The sequence below is a fragment of the Heyndrickxia shackletonii genome (assembly GCF_001420715.1).
In the GTDB taxonomy this organism is placed as follows: domain Bacteria; phylum Bacillota; class Bacilli; order Bacillales; family Bacillaceae_C; genus Margalitia; species Margalitia shackletonii.
In genome coordinates, this window is record NZ_LJJC01000004.1 from 1,707,235 (window position 1) to 1,724,089 (window position 16,855).

A 16,855-nucleotide genomic window follows, 5' to 3' on the forward strand; every position below is an offset into this window, starting at 1 on the left:
GGGATTTTACTTGGAACGGCAAAATTCAATGAATTTATTTGAAGATGAGGAGAAGTTCATAAAAGGCAGACATCTGGTGACCATTTTTCATAACGAGCAAAACCTGTATTCAGTCATTCGCATCAAGGTGGATGAAACAAATGAGGATAGTGCTGATAAAGAAGCTATTATCACCGGATATTTCCCTAAAATGCATGAACAAGAAACATATATTTTCTACGGTGCTTTTCAAGAGCATCCGAAATTTGGTCTTCAATATAATGCAAAGCACTTTAAAAAAGAAATTCCACATACAAAACAGGGAATTGTCGGATATCTTTCCAGTGAGCTTTTTAACGGAATTGGCAAAAAAACAGCAGAGCGTATCGTGGATGAACTAGGTGAAAATGCTATAACAAAAATATTAGAACAACCATCATTACTCGATAAAGTGCCTAAGCTTCCCCCCGAAAAAGCAAAACTGCTTTATGATAAATTAATGGAGCACCAAGGCTTGGAACAGGTAATGATTGGACTTAATCAATACGGCTTTGGCCCGCAAATCTCCATGAAAATTTATCAGGTATATAAGGAGCAGACTTTAGAAATTATTCGGCAAAATCCATACCGATTAGTGGAGGATATTGAAGGAGTCGGTTTTGGGAGAGCAGATGAGCTTGGAAAAGCACTTGGAATTACTGGCAATCATCCTGACCGAATTAAAGCCGGTATTAAATACACGGTAGAAATAGAATGTCTGCAAAATGGAAATGTTTATGTTGATGCAGAAGAATTATTGCCTAAAGTGAAAAAACTGCTTGAATATCATCAAGCTTGTGAAATTGAATTTACGGAAATCTCAACGGAATTGATTAAAATGGAGGAAGAAAGCAAATTAGTAATTGATCAGAAAAGAATTTATCTTCCTTCCCTTTATTTCTCCGAAAAAGGGATTGTTACAAACATCCAACGAATTTTAGCGCAGGAAGAATATAAGGATCAATTTCCGGAATCTGAATTTCTGCTGGCCCTTGGAAAATTAGAAGAACGCATTAATGTGCAATATGCTCCATCACAAAAAGAGGCTATTCAAACAGCATTAATGTCGCCAATGATGATTTTGACAGGAGGACCTGGCACAGGAAAAACGACAGTAATTAAAGGAATCGTCGAGCTATACTCAGAATTGCACGGATGTTCTTTAAATCCTAAGGACTATAGTAAGGATAATCCATTCCCTATCCTTTTAGCAGCACCAACTGGAAGAGCAGCCAAGCGAATGTCAGAATCCACGGGGCTTCCTGCAATGACCATCCATCGCCTGTTAGGGATGACAGGGCAAGAGGGGATGGATGTTGACGATGATCGAAAAGTAGATGGTAAATTCCTTATAATAGACGAAATGTCGATGGTAGATACATGGCTCGCCCATCAATTGTTAAAGGCACTGCCAGACCATATTCAAGTAATATTTGTTGGTGACGAAGATCAGCTTCCGTCTGTCGGACCAGGGGTTGTACTTAAAGACCTATTGCGTTCTGAAGTAATTCCTACCGTAAGATTGACGGATATATATAGACAAGCAGACGGTTCATCCATTATTGAATTAGCACACGAAATCAAAAACGGACGAATGCCGCAGAACCTTTCGAAGCAGTATAATGATCGCTCCTTCATAAGATGTACTACACAACAAATCCCAGAAGTAGTGGAAAAAGTTGTTTTAAGTGCAAAAAGAAAAGGATATTTAGCGAAGGATATTCAAATTTTAGCACCGATGTATCGAGGACCTGCAGGAATTGATCGGCTAAATGAAATGCTTCAAGAAATTTTAAATCCTAATGAGAATAAAAATCGGAAAGAGCTTACTTTTGGGGATGTGAAATACCGAATCGGAGATAAGGTGCTTCAACTTGTTAATCAGCCGGAACAACATGTGTTTAACGGAGACATCGGAGAAATTATTTCTATTTTTTACGCGAAGGAAAATACAGAAAAACAAGACATGATTATTATTTCCTTTGATGGAACAGAGGTTACGTATACCAGACAGGATTTTAATCAATTTACTCATGCTTTTTGTTGTTCCATTCATAAATCGCAAGGCAGTGAATTTCCAATCGTTATTTTACCTGTTGTCAAAAGCTATTACCGGATGCTGCGCAGGAATTTATTATACACAGCGATTACAAGAAGTAAGCAATTTCTGATTTTATGCGGTGAAGAAGAAGCATTTCGTCTTGGAGTGGAACGGGAGGATGACGGGCAGAGAAAGACAACTCTGTATGAAAAATTACGTTTGCTCCATGATTATTCCACCCAAGACCCTTCACAAAAGTCTGATCAATTTATTTTAACGGAGGATACGCTTCTAACTATCGACCCAATGATTGGCATGGAAAACGTTACACCTTATGATTTTATGGTTTAAGTCGTAAAATATAAATGTTCGAAAAGGTAGGGGATGCTTTTTGCGAACATATTCTCTTCTGAAGAACATGTCGGTTTATGACTGCGATGGGAGCTGCGTCGGGGAAGTGTGTGATATCTGTATAACGGATGAAGGAAAAGTAAAATCCTTGATTGTAAAAGGGAAAGGTTTTTTTCATAATCTGTACAGTGTACCAATGGATCAGGTTCAAGCATATGGACCGCATGTTATTGTACTTCAGAAAGATGGGCAATTGAGGAAATACAAAGAGGCACATAATGAGTATTCCATGTGCCATTTCCAACCAATTGCACTTAAATTTATGATTTCAGGCAATGGTGAGGAGCTAGGATTATTAGAGGACGTATATTTTCAAGAGGAAGTGGGCACAATCATAGGATACGAGCTAACGGATGGCTTTTTTTCCGATATGTTGGAAGGTAAGAGATTTATTCATTCAGCTCATCCTCCGAAATTTGGGAAGGATGCCATCATCGTGACTGAAAAACCATTACGAGGTGGAGATATTACCTATGATGAAGTGCCCCAATTGCCAAAGTAAAGATCTTGGAAAAATTGGTATTAACCAATACTATTGCTGGAATTGCTTTATTGAATTATCTGTTAACAAAGAGATGATATATACCCATCAGGTGGAAGAGGATGGATCATTAAGTTCTTTAGATGATTTATTCGATGAGGATTCAAGAAAACTAAGCTAATGGAAAGGGTGCATAGTTTTGAACAAAACGATTGTTTCCTTGCTAGGCTTTGGAGCAGGTATTGCAGCTGCAGCTTATTCGCAGCGTCAAGGATTTAACGGAAAACAAATGCGAAAAATGACAAAACGCTTGCGAAAAGCGTTTAGATAACGGTTGAAGCTGTCTCAGTATGAGGCAGCTTTTTCTAATGGATAAATTCACTTCTTTTACAAATACTAGTAAAAGGAGTGATAGATGTGAAACTATCCAGTGGGAATTGGTTTTATAAACTTGGTATCATCTTACTGATTTTTATCATTTTATATGTATTATTATTGTTAAAACCTCTTTGGTCCCCGATACTGAAGGTCTTGTTCATGTCTCTGATTCCTTTTTTAATAGGGGGATTTATAACTTATCTGCTTCATCCATTAGTGGAATGGCTTCATGATAAAGGAATGCATAGAGCTCTTGCTATTTCCATCATATATATCATCTTTTTTGGAGGCATTTGTTACGGAATCTATCTAGGTGTACCATTATTAATTGAACAAATCAAGGATTTATCGGATCATTTACCAGAGTTTGCAAATCAATACCGCAATTGGATCCAACAAGTGCATGATTCCACTTCGAGGTGGCCAGACGGAATTCAAAATCAAATAGATAAGCGTATTGATCACTTTGAGTTATGGCTGAATCAATATTTGATAAAAGTAATGAATACGATAATGAAATTAGTGAATTTTATATTTGTACTTGCGATTATTCCGTTTATTTCTTTCTATTTTTTGAAGGATATTGAATCAGTTAAAAGATCAGCTTGGTATATCACTCCTAGTAAATGGAGAAAACAGGCCGTTTCATTTTTGAAAGATGTTGACAAATCTATTGGTGGTTATATTCGTGGACAGTTATTGGTTTGTTTTTTAATTGGATCCATATCGACTATAGCTTTCTGGTTATTGGGGATTCATTACCCAGTATTATTAGGCTTGATTATTGGATTAACCAATATAATTCCTTATTTCGGACCGATTATTGGGGCGATTCCCGCGGCTATTATTGCTATGACCATTTCAACTAAACATTTAATTTATGTGGTTATCATCATGTTTGTTTTACAATTTCTTGAAGGGAATGTTCTGTCTCCCCTCATTGTTGGAAAATCCTTGCATTTGCATCCGCTTTTCATCATTTTAGCATTAATTGTAGGTGAGGAAATAGGCGGCATTCTTGGCTTAATTTTAGCAGTTCCTGTCTTAGCTATCATTAAAGTAGCGATTATTCATGCAAAATATCATTTTGTAACAAAATCATCACATGAATAATTGACAAATGGCCTGTAACTTTTTATAATTCGACTATATATACTATTTATATGTAAAAAATCATTGAAAGATCGAGTATGTTATAGTCCATCTAAGAAGAGAGGAATTTCCGAGGCTGAGAGAAATTCCAGATGAAGGATAACAGAAGGCTAATCTGGAGTGCAGCTAAAATACTGCCGTCTTGCCACGTTACAGGCACCCAAGAGTTAGATTGTCTTTTTGATTGTCTAAAATCAGGGTGGTACCGCGAGTAAATCTCTCGTCCCTGCATACCAGGGATGGGGGATTTTTTTATTTTTTAAGGAGGTATTAATATGAAAAAACTAACAGGTGCTCAAATTCGTCAAATGTTTTTAGACTTTTTTCAAGAAAAAGGTCATAAGGTTGAGCCAAGTGCATCGCTTATTCCGCATGAAGATCCTTCATTGCTTTGGATAAATAGTGGTGTCGCAACATTAAAGAAATATTTTGATGGTCGTGTGATTCCGGAAAATCCAAGAATCGTAAATGCACAAAAAGCGATTCGTACCAATGACATTGAAAATGTTGGAAAAACTGCCCGCCACCATACATTTTTCGAAATGATGGGGAATTTCTCTATTGGGGATTATTTTAAGGAAGAGGCTATTACCTGGGCTTGGGAGTTTTTAACCAGTCCTGAATGGATTGGTTTTGAGCCAGAAAAATTATCCGTAACGATTCATCCTGAGGATGATGAAGCATTTGAATTATGGAATAAAAAAATCGGTATACCGGAGGAAAGAATTATCCGTTTAGAGGAGAACTTCTGGGATATCGGCGAAGGACCAAGCGGACCAAATACAGAAATATTCTATGATCGCGGTCCTGAATATGGCGACGATGAAAATGATCCAGAATTATATCCAGGTGGAGAAAATGAAAGGTATTTAGAGGTTTGGAATCTTGTGTTTTCTCAATTTAATCATAATCCAGACGGTACTTATACACCTCTCCCTAAGAAAAACATTGATACAGGTATGGGCTTAGAAAGAATGGCATCTGTTGTTCAGGATGTTCCTACTAATTTTGATACAGACCTATTTATGCCGATTATCAAAGAAACTGAAAAAATTTCCGGAGAAACATATGGAAAAGATAAAACATTAGATACTGCATTTAAGGTTATTGCTGATCACATTCGAACGGTTGCATTTGCTGTTAGTGATGGTGCGCTTCCTTCAAATGAAGGCCGTGGCTATGTTTTAAGACGCTTGCTTCGCAGGGCAGTAAGATATGCAAAAACCATCAATATCGGGGAACCATTTATGTATAAATTAGTTCCTGTAGTAGCAGAAATAATGGTTGATTATTACCCTCAAGTAAAGGAAAAAACGGAGTTTATCCAAAAAGTAATCAAAAATGAGGAAGAGCGTTTCCATGAAACACTGCATGAAGGTTTGTCTATTTTGTCTTCCGTTATGAAAAAAGCAAAAGATGAAGGCAAAGATACGATTTCGGGTGCGGATGTTTTCCGCTTATATGACACATATGGATTCCCAGTCGAGCTTACCGAAGAATATGCCGAAGAAGAAGGCTTGAAGGTGGATCACGAAGGCTTTGAAGCGGAAATGGAAAATCAAAGAGAGCGTGCTCGTAAAGCTCGTCAAGATGTTGGTTCCATGCAGGTTCAAGGCGGTATTTTAGGAGAAATTAAAGTCGATAGTGAATTCGTGGGTTATCAAACCTTAGAAACAAATGCTAAAGTAGTAGCAATTGTAAAAGACGGCGAACTAGTTACTGAAGCGAAATCCGGAGACGAAATCCAATTTATATTGGATCAAACCCCATTCTATGCAGAAAGTGGAGGTCAAGTAGCGGACGGAGGAACTTTAACAGCCGAAGGATTAAGCGTAATAGTCAAGGATGTTCAAAAAGCTCCAAACGGTCAGAATTTACATCGTGCTATTGTAGAACAAGGCAGCTTAACATTGGATCAAGAGGTTTTTGCAGAAGTAAATCGTATAAACCGAAATAAAATTATTAAGAATCACTCCGCAACCCATTTATTGCATCAGGCATTAAAGGATGTCCTTGGTACACATGTTAATCAGGCTGGATCTTTGGTAGAACCAAGCCGACTTCGCTTTGACTTTTCTCATTTCGGACAAATTACGCCAGATGAACTTGTAAAAATTGAGGAAATAGTCAATGAAAAAATCTGGGCAAGCCTGCCGGTAAACATTGACTTGAAAAACATCAATGAAGCAAAAGCAATGGGGGCTATGGCATTATTTGGCGAAAAGTATGGTGATATTGTTCGAGTAGTTTCGATGGGTGATTACAGCTTAGAACTTTGCGGTGGCTGCCATGTTCCGAATACATCCACAATTGGTATATTTAAAATTGTTTCGGAAAGCGGTATTGGTGCAGGAACACGACGAATCGAAGCGGTGACAGGTGAAGCAGCATACCATTTAATGAATGAGCAAATTCTACGATTGAATCAAGCTGCTGAAATACTCAAAACTAATTCAAAGGATATTTTAACTAGAATTGAAAATGTCCAAACGGAAATAAAAGAATTACAAAGAGAAAATGAATCTCTTTCAGCTAAGCTTTCCAATATTGAGGCTGGAAATCTTTCAGAATCAGCCATCGAAATAGATGGTATTAAGCTTATTGCAAGTAAAGTTCAAGCTCAGGATGCAAATAATCTGCGAAATATGGTCGATGAGTTGAAAGAAAAACTAGGTTCAGGTATTGTTGTACTTGGAACTGTGCAAGATGATAAAGTAAATATCATTGCAGGTGTCACAAAGGATCTAGTAGAAAAAGGATTTCATGCAGGTAAGCTAGTCAAAGAGGTTGCTGTACGCTGTGGCGGCGGTGGCGGCGGTCGTCCAGATTTAGCACAAGCTGGTGGAAAAGATCCTGAAAAACTCGATTCTGCACTTCAATATGTGGAAGAATGGATAAAATCCATTTGAATCGTATAAAAAGTGGTGTACAATGGAAATAAAGTTTGAATAAGGATTTTGTTTAGAATGGCTCTTTTCTTAAACTTTGTTGCTTTTGTAAAAGAAAATCCTATAAACGTCTTCATTCGCCTTAAGAATAGGTATCCTTTTTAAGAAAAGATGCCCAGGGGCAAAGTCTAATTAGGATTTAAAACAAATTACGAAAAACACAAATTTATACGAGAATAGCCATAGAAATAGACAAGCCTTAAAGTGAGGTGCTGTATAATGAGCTCTTTTGACAAAACCATGCGATTTAACTTTTCGGAGGAACCTTTTGAACATGATGTGAAGGAAGTGCTGTTGCAAGTATATGAGGCGCTTCAAGAAAAAGGGTATAATCCGATTAATCAAATTGTCGGTTACTTGCTTTCCGGAGATCCTGCATACATTCCAAGACATTATGATGCTAGAAACATTATTCGCAAGCTTGAACGAGATGAAATCATCGAAGAATTAGTTAAATCGTATTTAAAACAGCATCGTGAGGGATATTAATTGAGAATAATGGGTCTGGACGTTGGATCCAAAACAGTTGGTGTTGCAATAAGTGATGAACTGGGTTGGACAGCACAAGGCATTGAAACGATTTCCATTGATGAAGAAAAAGGGAAATTTGGTTTCGAACGAGTAAAAGAACTGGCGGGCAAATACAAAATTGAAAAAATTGTTGTCGGTTTTCCGAAAAACATGAATAATACGGTAGGACCAAGAGGAGAAGCATCCTTGTCTTATGCAGAAAAATTAAAAGAACTTCTTGGTCTGCCTGTTATTATGTGGGATGAACGAATGAGTACGATGGCCGCTGAACGAGTTTTATTGGAAGCTGATGTTAGTAGGAAAAAACGGAAAAAAGTAATTGATAAAATGGCTGCAGTCATGATTTTGCAAGGGTTTCTTGACAGCCAATTATAATGAGGTGAAAAAATGGCACATGAACATGAAGAACATCAACATATTACAGTAGTAGATGAAAACGGAAATGAACAATTATTTGAAGTATTATTTACATTCGATTCTGAGGACTTTGGAAAATCATATGTCCTATATTATCCAGTAGGTGCTGAAGAAGACGATAACGAAGAAATTGAAATCCATGCTTCTTCTTATGTACAACACGAAGATGGTACAGAAGGAGATCTTCAACCAATTGAAACGGATGAAGAATGGGATATGATTGAAGAAATGTTGAATACATTTCTTGATGAAGAAGAGGAAGAATAATAAATAAATGGGAAGCCGACCTGGTATTATTGCTGGGTCGGTTTTTTCATGACTTTTTTCAGCAAAAGATTTTGTTTTTCTGTCATTTTTATAAAATAAATCGAATTTGCCGAAATATGTAGTATAATGTACAGGAAAAATAACTATTAGGAATGGTTATGAAATGTGGGAAAAATAATAAATAATAAATTATTCATACGCATCAATGGAATGCTTTAAATGTAAAGGAGTGCAAGTTATTTGACGGATAATCAGCATAATGGAAAATCTTCCAATGATTCGATGCAAAAGCTATTAGCTCGACAATCGGAAGCAAAAACGATTAGAAAGATTGTAGGGATCATCAGTCTTTCTATTATTATCATCATTGGGTGCCTAGTATTGGCGGGTTATTTATATGTTCAATCTGCTTTAAAACCCGCCAATCCCAAAAATCATCAATTAAAAAAAGTTGAGATACCGATTGGCTCCAGTGTTTCATCCATTGGAAGCCTTTTAGAGGATAAAGGCATTATAAAAAATGGCTTTATTTTTAAATATTATGTAAAGTTTAATAATGAAACAGGATTCCAAGCTGGTACATACGGGTTATCTCCCTCTATGACCTTAGATCAAATCATTAAATACTTAAAGACAGGGAAGGTAGCTAAGAACGCAGAAGTAAAAATAACAGTACCGGAAGGAATACAATTAACGGAAATTGCGACAATCATTGCGAAAAATACTCCGTATAAAAATGTTGAAATAATGAAGCATTTGGATGATAAAAAATTCGTAACGAAACTGATGAAACAATACCCGAAAATGTTATCGAAGGATATACTAAATCCAGAAGTGAAGCATCCATTAGAAGGATACTTATTTCCGGCCACTTATTATTTTTATGAAAAGAAGCCATCCCTTGATTCCATCATCATGAAAATGTTGGATAAAACAAATATCGAAATTAAAAAGTATCAGGATGATTTGAGTAAGCAGAATTTAACCCCTCAAAAAATGCTGATAATGGCTTCATTAATTGAAGAGGAGGCGACAAGCAAGGCGGACAGGCATAAAATTTCAAGTGTGTTTTATAATCGCTTAAAGGTTGGAATGCCGCTGCAAACAGACCCAACTGTCCTTTATTCTTTAAATAAGCATAAGGATAGAGTTACTTATAAGGATTTAGAAGTAAATTCACCGTACAATACTTATAAAATTAAAGGGCTGCCGCCGAGCCCGATATCCAATGCAGGGGAATTATCGATTGAAGCTGCAATCCATCCTGCTAAAACCAATTATTTATATTTCTTGGCTGCTTCCAAAACAGGAAAAGTGTATTTCTCCGCTACTTTAGCAGAACATAATCAATTAAAGGCTAAATATATTACTAGCCAAAAATAAGAGACAAAAATTCGCTTTCCATTTGAAAATATGCTAATATAATAAACGGTTATTAAATGGGCGATATTCGTGCTTTAGTAGAAAGCTAAGTCACTTAGCTTTCTACTTTCTTTGTAATGGAGGCATAATATGCAAGATAGAATACATACCTATATTGAATCTTTAATTAAAAAGAGAGAGCCGATATTTGCAGAAATGGAGCAATATGCATTAGAACATGATGTTCCTATTATGGAACTTTCAGGAATTGAAGCATTGCTGCATATGTTAAGAATCCAGGGTCCTGCAAAAATTCTTGAAATTGGAACTGCGATAGGTTATTCTGCAATGAGGATGGCAGATGCATTGCCTAATACAACTATTGTGACGATTGAGAGAGACACAGAGCGCTTTAATGAAGCAATTCATAATATTAGCCGTTCTGGTTTGGACCGACAAATTAAAGTTATCCATGCTGATGCATTAGAAATAAGTGACAAAATGAAGGATTATGGTCCATTCGATGCATTATTTATTGATGCAGCAAAGGGTCAGTATCTTAAATTTTTTGAAATGTACACACCATATTTATCTGAAAACGGAATTATATTTACGGATAATGTGTTATTTAAAGGCCTTGTTGTAGAAGAATATATTGAAAGTAAAAGAACAAGAAATTTAGTCAATAAAATAAAAAATTATAATGAATGGCTAATGAACCATAATGAGTACATTACATCGATTATTCCAGTCGGTGATGGACTTGCAATCAGCAAAAAGAGGTAAATTAGTAAATGAAATTTTAGTGGTTAGACAGATTGAAGGGAGTTCTATTTAGATGGTACGCAAGCCAGCAGTTATCGGGGTAGCAGGTGGCTCAGGATCGGGAAAAACAAGCGTAACAAACGCGATATATGATCAGTTTAAAGGTCATTCCATTTTAGTTTTAGAACAAGACTATTATTATAAAGACCAAAGTCACTTGCCTTTTGAAGACCGATTGAAGACAAATTATGATCATCCACTTGCTTTTGATAACGACTTATTAATCGAACATATACAAAAACTGTTGAATTATGAATCCATTGAAAAACCAGTGTATGATTATACAAGGCATACACGTTCTGATAAAAAGATTCATGTGGAGGCAAAGGATGTCATCATTTTAGAAGGAATTTTAGTATTAGAAGATGAAAGATTGCGCAATTTAATGGATATAAAACTTTTTGTTGATACAGATGCTGATTTACGAATTATCAGGCGTCTGCTCCGAGACATTGAGGATCGCGGGAGAACAATGGACTCTGTTATTGATCAATATATAAATGTAGTAAGACCGATGCATAATCAATTTATCGAGCCGACAAAACGATATGCTGATGTCATCATTCCTGAAGGCGGGCAAAACGTCGTTGCCATTGATTTGGTAAATACTAAAATTCAAACAATTCTTGAACAAAAGTCATTTTTGTAATACGATTATTTATAAAATAATTATATACTCAGTTAGGCGCGACATTTCTAAAGGTCGCGCTATGATGTATTATATTTAATTACTGATGGTGAATTGATGAAACACCATCTGGTGTGTAGAAATTTCCACCTTTATCAGAGATGTACTATTTAATCTCTAGATTTTTTCTACATAAAACAACAAATAGAATTAATAGGAGTGAAGGGATATGGCTACAGAAAAAGTATTTCCAATGACCCAAGCTGGAAAAGAAAAATTAGAACAAGAACTTGAATATTTGAAAACGGTTAAACGAAAAGAAGTTGTTGAACGTATAAAAATCGCTAGAAGTTTCGGTGACCTTTCCGAAAACTCAGAATACGATTCCGCAAAAGAAGAACAGGCTTTTGTTGAAGGTCGAATTACAACGTTAGAAAATATGATTCGTAACGCGAAGATTATTGAAGATGACGGAAGTAATTCAGATACTGTCACACTTGGGAAAACAGTAACCTTTATTGAATTACCTGATGGTGATGAAGAAACTTATTCCATTGTTGGTAGTGCGGAAGCGGATCCGTTTGAAGGGAAAATCTCCAATGATTCTCCAATTGCAAAAAGCTTATTAGGAAAAAAAGTAGACGAGGAAGTAACGGTCCAAACTCCAGGCGGAGAAATGAAGGTAAGAATCATTTCTGTAAAATAATGCTTAAATGAAAACATCGATGTTCACTTCATGTGAATATCGATGTTTTTTTGAATTTAGAATGTATAAGTTTTTTATCATATAAATTATCTAACTAGTTAAGTTTCGGTCTAGCGCAAGCTTTCTTATGTATTTTAAACATCAAAACTGGCCAATAATGGTAAGGAGAGCGGAAGTAATGAAATCGCTTATAAAGTTGGTGTTAAAATGCGGATTAAACGTTATTATTTTTTAGCAACACTTATCCTCCTAATGATTTCAACTTTAATTGCAAGACTTGTACAAATTCAATTATTAAATACAGAATCCTACTCAAATCATCATATTAATTTACTAAAAGAAAGTGTAGCTCAAAGAACACAGGAAATTGTTATTGATGATGGAAGAGGGCAGTTTCTTGACCGCTCCGGAAAGCCTTTAACTTATTTGGAAAAACCAGTTCTAATTTTATTTCCATTTTTAAAGAATTCAAAATGGAATGAAAGTAAATTAGCGGACATATTAAATATTCCTATCAACCGTTTGCAAACAGAAATCGAAAACGCAAAAGAACCTTTTGTTTTTGGAGGAAAAGAACCCTATATCTTAAATGAGGAACAAATGAAATCAATCAATAACTTGAAAATTCCCGGTGTCTTTGCTGTTAATAAACGATCACCAAATAATAACAATTCAGCTGCACAGCTCATTGGAATCGTAGGAGAACAGGCAGAAACCTTTTTAAAAAGATATCCTGATAAAAAGGGAATGCAAAACGTAAAAATAGGGATAACAGGCTTGCAAAAGCAATTCGATGAGTTCTTGTTGCCGGAAGGCGAGTCAAAGCTTATTTATCATGTTGATGCATTGGGTGAGCCGCTTTTTGGGGTTGATGTTAAGTATTCTGGATCTGGAAATCCTTACTACCCAGTAAATGTCCAAACTACGATTGATAAAAATTTACAAGCGAAAATAGAACATTTGGTGGACAAATATCACATTAAAAAAGGCGGAGTTATTCTTTTGGATATAAAGAATAATTCAGTTCTAGCAAGTGTATCGAGACCCGCTATGGACCCAAGCCATCCGTTTGCAAATGATGCTGCAACAAACATGATGACAACTGCTCGCATTCCAGGGTCCGTTTTTAAGACGGTTACAGCTGCTGCTACCATTGAGAATGATGCTGTGCGCGATGATGAGCTATTTCATTGCAGTGAAAATATGTACAGGAAACCTGATAAACGCAAGCTTGGTGAATTAAATTTTGATGAAAGCTTTTCACAAAGTTGTAATCGCACCTTTGGTGATTTAGCAAAAAGGCTTAAAGATAAAAACCCTAGTCTTTTAGAAGAATACGCAAAAAGATTAGGGTTAACTGGCCAAATTAGCTGGCATGGCGATGTGTACCATCTTGAAGACTTTCATCAGCTGCAAGAGGATAAAGGTAGGGTATTTGCCGATTCAAAGAGTAAAAAGGATGGTAATTTAGTTGCACAAACAGGAATTGGCCAACAAGAAGTAAGAGTAACTCCATTAGGCGTTGCAAATATGATGGCAACGATAGCAAGAGGTGGCCAAAAAGAGATGGTCAGGGCAGTTTCTGCATTGAAATATAGGGATGGAACTACTCTTGTTCACTTTCCGCAAAAGAAATTGGAAGGTGAAATTATATCAAGAGTAACTGCTTTAAAGCTTCAGAAAATGTTAAGGCATGTTGTTACAAGCGAAAATGGTACTGGTAGATGGTTCGGAAATCTTCCTTATGAAGTTGCAGGTAAATCCGGTACTGCTGAAACCGGAATATTTAAAGGGGATCAACAGCTTCATCATAAATGGTTTGCAGGATATTTTCCTTTTCAGCAACCGAAGTATTCATTAGTGACGGTTAATTTAGGTGTTCCAGAAAATGAGGGGGGTGTCAATTCTCTTTTTGCAGATATAGTAAGTTTATTATATGAGGAAGATCATAAGTAAACCTTCATAGGTAGAATGGGGGAGCAAGCATCTTTCGTGTGATATAACCTTTTCTCAATGTTAAACTCATGTTATGATAATGTCATTGAAGGCTCTTTTCTATAACTTTGTTGTTTTTCTAATCGTAAATCTCATAAATTTTTTTATTCCTTTAGAATGGGTAGTCCTTGTTAAGAAAAGATGCCCCGAAGCTATGCCTTATGAGAAGTTTATCTAAGCACGAAAGCAACAATTTATACGAAAACAGCCTCTTTGGAAAAGGGAGGGTTGAAAGATGGCAAATGATTATAATCATCCAAACCGATCTCGCTCATTACAAAGAGCAAAACGCCGAAAAACAAATATCATTTTAAATTCATTAATTGTCATCGTAATATTGTTAATCGTCATTGTGGCGTGTACGATTTTTTTAGGCGGTGGAAAAAATGACAATAAAAACACTGCACCTGCAAATACGACACATACACAAGACAAAACAAAAAATACATCGAAAAATGAAAAAGATAATCAAAATAATGGCAATAACGACAACAGTACAGGTACAGTCAACGATAACAATGACCAGTCAGGAAATGCAACCGATGATAATCAATCGGATAATTCTTCTACTAATGAAAATGGCGATACCAGTTTAAATAATTCCGATGTTGTTGCAAATGAAGGCAATGACGGAAATGTGAAAAAAACATATGTTAATCCTAACTGGAAACCTGTTGGGACAAGTCAAACAGGAGGACATCAGTATTCATCTGATTCCAATTCTACTGATTGGAAGGAAAAAGAAAAAGCATTATCTTATGCAACTGGAATACCAACTGATCAAATAACAATCTGGTATATGTCACGTAGTGGTTCTGACTCTTCGGTGATCGGAACAATTACTTCTAAGAAAAACAAAAAAGCTTATCGTGTATATCTTGAATGGGTAGATGGCCAAGGCTGGAAACCTTCTAAAGTGGAAGAATTAGAACATAATGATAGGCAATAAGAAAAAAGGATATTAATTCTCTGAATTAATATCCTTTTTTTAGCTTAAAATGAACTACTGCAGAATAAAATCTTCTTCCGGATCCATCCACATGCATTTGATGAGAAACAGAGGCAACTTCAAGCATAATGGCTTTATTTTGATCAATTTTTTCATTTATTTGCTTTTCTATCGTATCCAAATTAGTTCCTTCAAAAAATTCAATTTTATCTTCTATCATATCTAATTGAAAGTTCATACTAATCCCTCCAAAGATATTTTAGCTTTCCTAAAGAAACGATTCAAGGATTCACAGTATGTTTTCCCCTCTATTTGTTTTATAATAATGAAAGTATTGATTTTTGATAAGAAAGAGGTAATGAAATGAAAGCAGCTATAATTGGAGCAATGGAAGAAGAAGTAGCATTATTACGGGAGAATATTGAGAACCCTAAGCTTCAAAAGATTGCGGGATATGAATTTATTTCCGGTACAATGAAAGATAAGGATGTTGTCCTTCTTCGATCAGGAATTGGGAAGGTAAATGCCGCAATGTCTACTTCGATTCTCTTACAGGAATATCAACCAAATGTCGTGATCAATACAGGGTCTGCCGGTGGATTTGATCCTAATCTTCATGTAGGAGATATTGTGATTTCCAGCGAAGTTCGTCATCATGATGTAGATGTTACAGCTTTTGGATATGAGTATGGACAAGTTCCGCAAATGCCCCCTGCTTTTATTGCAGACGAAAAATTGATAAAAATTGCAGAGGATTGTGCAAATAGAATAAATGATATTCAAGTCGTAAAAGGACTTATTGCTACAGGAGATTCCTTTATGAGCGACCCCGCTAGAGTAGAATCTATTCGTCATAAATTTCAAGACTTGCAAGCGGTAGAAATGGAAGCCGCTGCTATTGCGCAGGTTGCCTATCAATTTAACATACCTTTTGTCATAATCCGTGCATTATCTGATATTGCAGGACAAGAATCAAATATTTCATTTGACCAATTCCTTGAAAAAGCTGCCCTGCATTCGGCAAACATGGTAATGGATATTGTTTCAAAACTTTAAGAAGAAATTGTAAGATGTCTGGAAAAGTGCCTTTTTACACCATTTTTCCACTCATCCCTTTATTTACATACAATTTCCCTTACTATTCTATGATAAAGTAGAGATATAGATTCATAGGGAAAGTAAGGTGTGTAAATGTGAATAAAGAAAAAAATTTATTTGAAAAGATGAATGATTTTAAAAGATTTGGTTTTACTTTATTGGCATTAACAGCCTTTTTATATTTAGGTGCGGTCATGCCGATAGCTGGAAAAACATTAGTGAAAACTTATTCGTTAATAGGTGGAACCTTAGTACTGATCATTCTTTCTGCTTTATGCTTTTTATACTCAAATAAATGTCGAAATATATTGTTGGAATCGGAAGAGGGACAAGAATATCTGCAAAAAAAATAACGTTGTCAAAACGTTATTTCAGACTGTAGACAAACTCGATGAAGATCGAGCTTGCCTACAGTCTTTTTTGTTTTAAAATATAAATAGAAATAATACTTGGGGTGATGAAGATGCTTTCAAAACATAATTCCATTCAACGTGATCAAGTAGAAATGATCGCTTTAGACCAGTTGGTTCCCGAAAATCATTTAGTCCGAAAAATGGAGGCAGCGATTGATTTCTCTTTCATTTATGATTTAGTGGAAGAAACATATTCCGCAGTTGGACGCCCAAGTATTGATCCCGTGATCTTGAT

Annotated in this window: 19 protein-coding genes and 1 other annotated feature; of the genes, 18 read left to right on the forward strand and 1 reads right to left on the reverse strand. The window is 35.9% G+C overall.

Annotated elements, in window-relative coordinates; translation table 11 throughout:
* The first annotated feature begins 10 nt into the window (after positions 1-10).
* The 15 genes from recD2 to AN964_RS08110 all read left to right on the forward strand — a co-directional run bounded on the left by recD2 (position 11) and on the right by AN964_RS08110 (position 15,109).
* Positions 11-2,410, forward strand: coding sequence for an SF1B family DNA helicase RecD2 (gene recD2 / locus AN964_RS08045; RefSeq protein WP_055739182.1), 2,400 nt, complete (start codon positions 11-13; stop codon positions 2,408-2,410).
* A gap of 40 nt (positions 2,411-2,450) precedes the next feature.
* Complete coding sequence (locus tag AN964_RS08050; protein ID WP_055739183.1) at positions 2,451-2,972, forward strand: PRC-barrel domain-containing protein; 522 nt, start codon at positions 2,451-2,453, stop codon at positions 2,970-2,972.
* A complete protein-coding gene (locus tag AN964_RS08055) occupies positions 2,944-3,132 on the forward strand; it encodes a YrzR-like zinc ribbon domain (protein WP_055739184.1) in 189 nt (62 codons plus the stop codon). Before AN964_RS08050 ends, AN964_RS08055 begins: the two co-directional genes overlap by 29 nt.
* An 18-nt stretch (positions 3,133-3,150) precedes the next feature.
* Complete coding sequence (locus AN964_RS25385) at positions 3,151-3,282, forward strand: DUF3918 family protein (protein WP_126648663.1); 132 nt, start codon at positions 3,151-3,153, stop codon at positions 3,280-3,282.
* 86 nt (positions 3,283-3,368) lie between these two features.
* Positions 3,369-4,442 (forward strand): AI-2E family transporter, encoded by a 1,074-nt coding sequence (locus AN964_RS08060; protein WP_083489257.1) that lies wholly within the window; start codon positions 3,369-3,371, stop codon positions 4,440-4,442.
* A 54-nt stretch (positions 4,443-4,496) separates the two neighbouring features.
* Positions 4,497-4,712 (forward strand) — a binding site (T-box leader).
* Between the two features lie 44 nt (positions 4,713-4,756).
* Entirely contained in the window at positions 4,757-7,390 is a 2,634-nt protein-coding gene (gene alaS / locus AN964_RS08065; protein ID WP_055739185.1) for an alanine--tRNA ligase, read from the forward strand.
* A 258-nt stretch (positions 7,391-7,648) separates the two neighbouring features.
* Complete coding sequence (locus AN964_RS08070) at positions 7,649-7,918, forward strand: IreB family regulatory phosphoprotein (RefSeq protein ID WP_055739186.1); 270 nt, start codon at positions 7,649-7,651, stop codon at positions 7,916-7,918.
* Positions 7,919-8,335 carry a Holliday junction resolvase RuvX gene (gene ruvX / locus AN964_RS08075; RefSeq protein WP_055739187.1) on the forward strand — a complete coding sequence of 139 codons (417 nt, stop codon included), beginning with the start codon at positions 7,919-7,921 and terminating at the stop codon, positions 8,333-8,335.
* A 12-nt stretch (positions 8,336-8,347) separates the two neighbouring features.
* The gene (locus AN964_RS08080) at positions 8,348-8,644 is read left to right on the forward strand and encodes a DUF1292 domain-containing protein (protein ID WP_055739188.1); all 297 of its coding nucleotides are present in this window, start codon (positions 8,348-8,350) and stop codon (positions 8,642-8,644) included.
* Positions 8,645-8,884: 240 nt separating this feature from the next.
* A complete protein-coding gene (gene mltG / locus AN964_RS08085) occupies positions 8,885-10,027 on the forward strand; it encodes an endolytic transglycosylase MltG (protein WP_321198570.1) in 1,143 nt (380 codons plus the stop codon).
* A gap of 129 nt (positions 10,028-10,156) precedes the next feature.
* Positions 10,157-10,792, forward strand: coding sequence for an O-methyltransferase (locus AN964_RS08090; protein ID WP_055739189.1), 636 nt, complete (start codon positions 10,157-10,159; stop codon positions 10,790-10,792).
* 52 nt (positions 10,793-10,844) lie between these two features.
* Complete coding sequence (gene udk, locus AN964_RS08095) at positions 10,845-11,480, forward strand: uridine kinase (RefSeq protein WP_055739190.1); 636 nt, start codon at positions 10,845-10,847, stop codon at positions 11,478-11,480.
* Positions 11,481-11,688: 208 nt separating this feature from the next.
* Positions 11,689-12,165 (forward strand): transcription elongation factor GreA, encoded by a 477-nt coding sequence (greA, locus tag AN964_RS08100; protein WP_055739191.1) that lies wholly within the window; start codon positions 11,689-11,691, stop codon positions 12,163-12,165.
* Between the two features lie 207 nt (positions 12,166-12,372).
* Positions 12,373-14,121, forward strand: a complete 1,749-nt coding sequence (locus AN964_RS08105) for a peptidoglycan D,D-transpeptidase FtsI family protein (protein ID WP_055739192.1) — start codon at positions 12,373-12,375, stop codon at positions 14,119-14,121.
* A gap of 274 nt (positions 14,122-14,395) precedes the next feature.
* Entirely contained in the window at positions 14,396-15,109 is a 714-nt protein-coding gene (locus AN964_RS08110) for a YrrS family protein (RefSeq protein WP_055739193.1), read from the forward strand.
* Positions 15,110-15,134: 25 nt separating this feature from the next.
* On the opposite strand, the gene AN964_RS08115 is transcribed toward AN964_RS08110, so the two are convergent.
* Positions 15,135-15,347, reverse strand: coding sequence for a YrzA family protein (locus tag AN964_RS08115; protein WP_055739194.1), 213 nt, complete (start codon positions 15,345-15,347; stop codon positions 15,135-15,137).
* Positions 15,348-15,472: 125 nt separating this feature from the next.
* On the opposite strand from AN964_RS08115, the gene mtnN reads away from it, so the two are divergent.
* The 3 genes from mtnN to AN964_RS08130 form a co-directional block, all read left to right on the forward strand.
* On the forward strand, positions 15,473-16,165 hold the full coding sequence (mtnN, locus tag AN964_RS08120; RefSeq protein ID WP_055739195.1) for a 5'-methylthioadenosine/S-adenosylhomocysteine nucleosidase: 693 nt from the start codon (positions 15,473-15,475) through the stop codon (positions 16,163-16,165).
* Between the two features lie 137 nt (positions 16,166-16,302).
* Positions 16,303-16,560 (forward strand): YrhC family protein, encoded by a 258-nt coding sequence (locus tag AN964_RS08125; RefSeq protein WP_055739196.1) that lies wholly within the window; start codon positions 16,303-16,305, stop codon positions 16,558-16,560.
* Positions 16,561-16,670: 110 nt separating this feature from the next.
* The coding region (locus tag AN964_RS08130; protein ID WP_055738596.1) for a transposase at positions 16,671-16,855 on the forward strand (185 nt) is incomplete at its 3' end.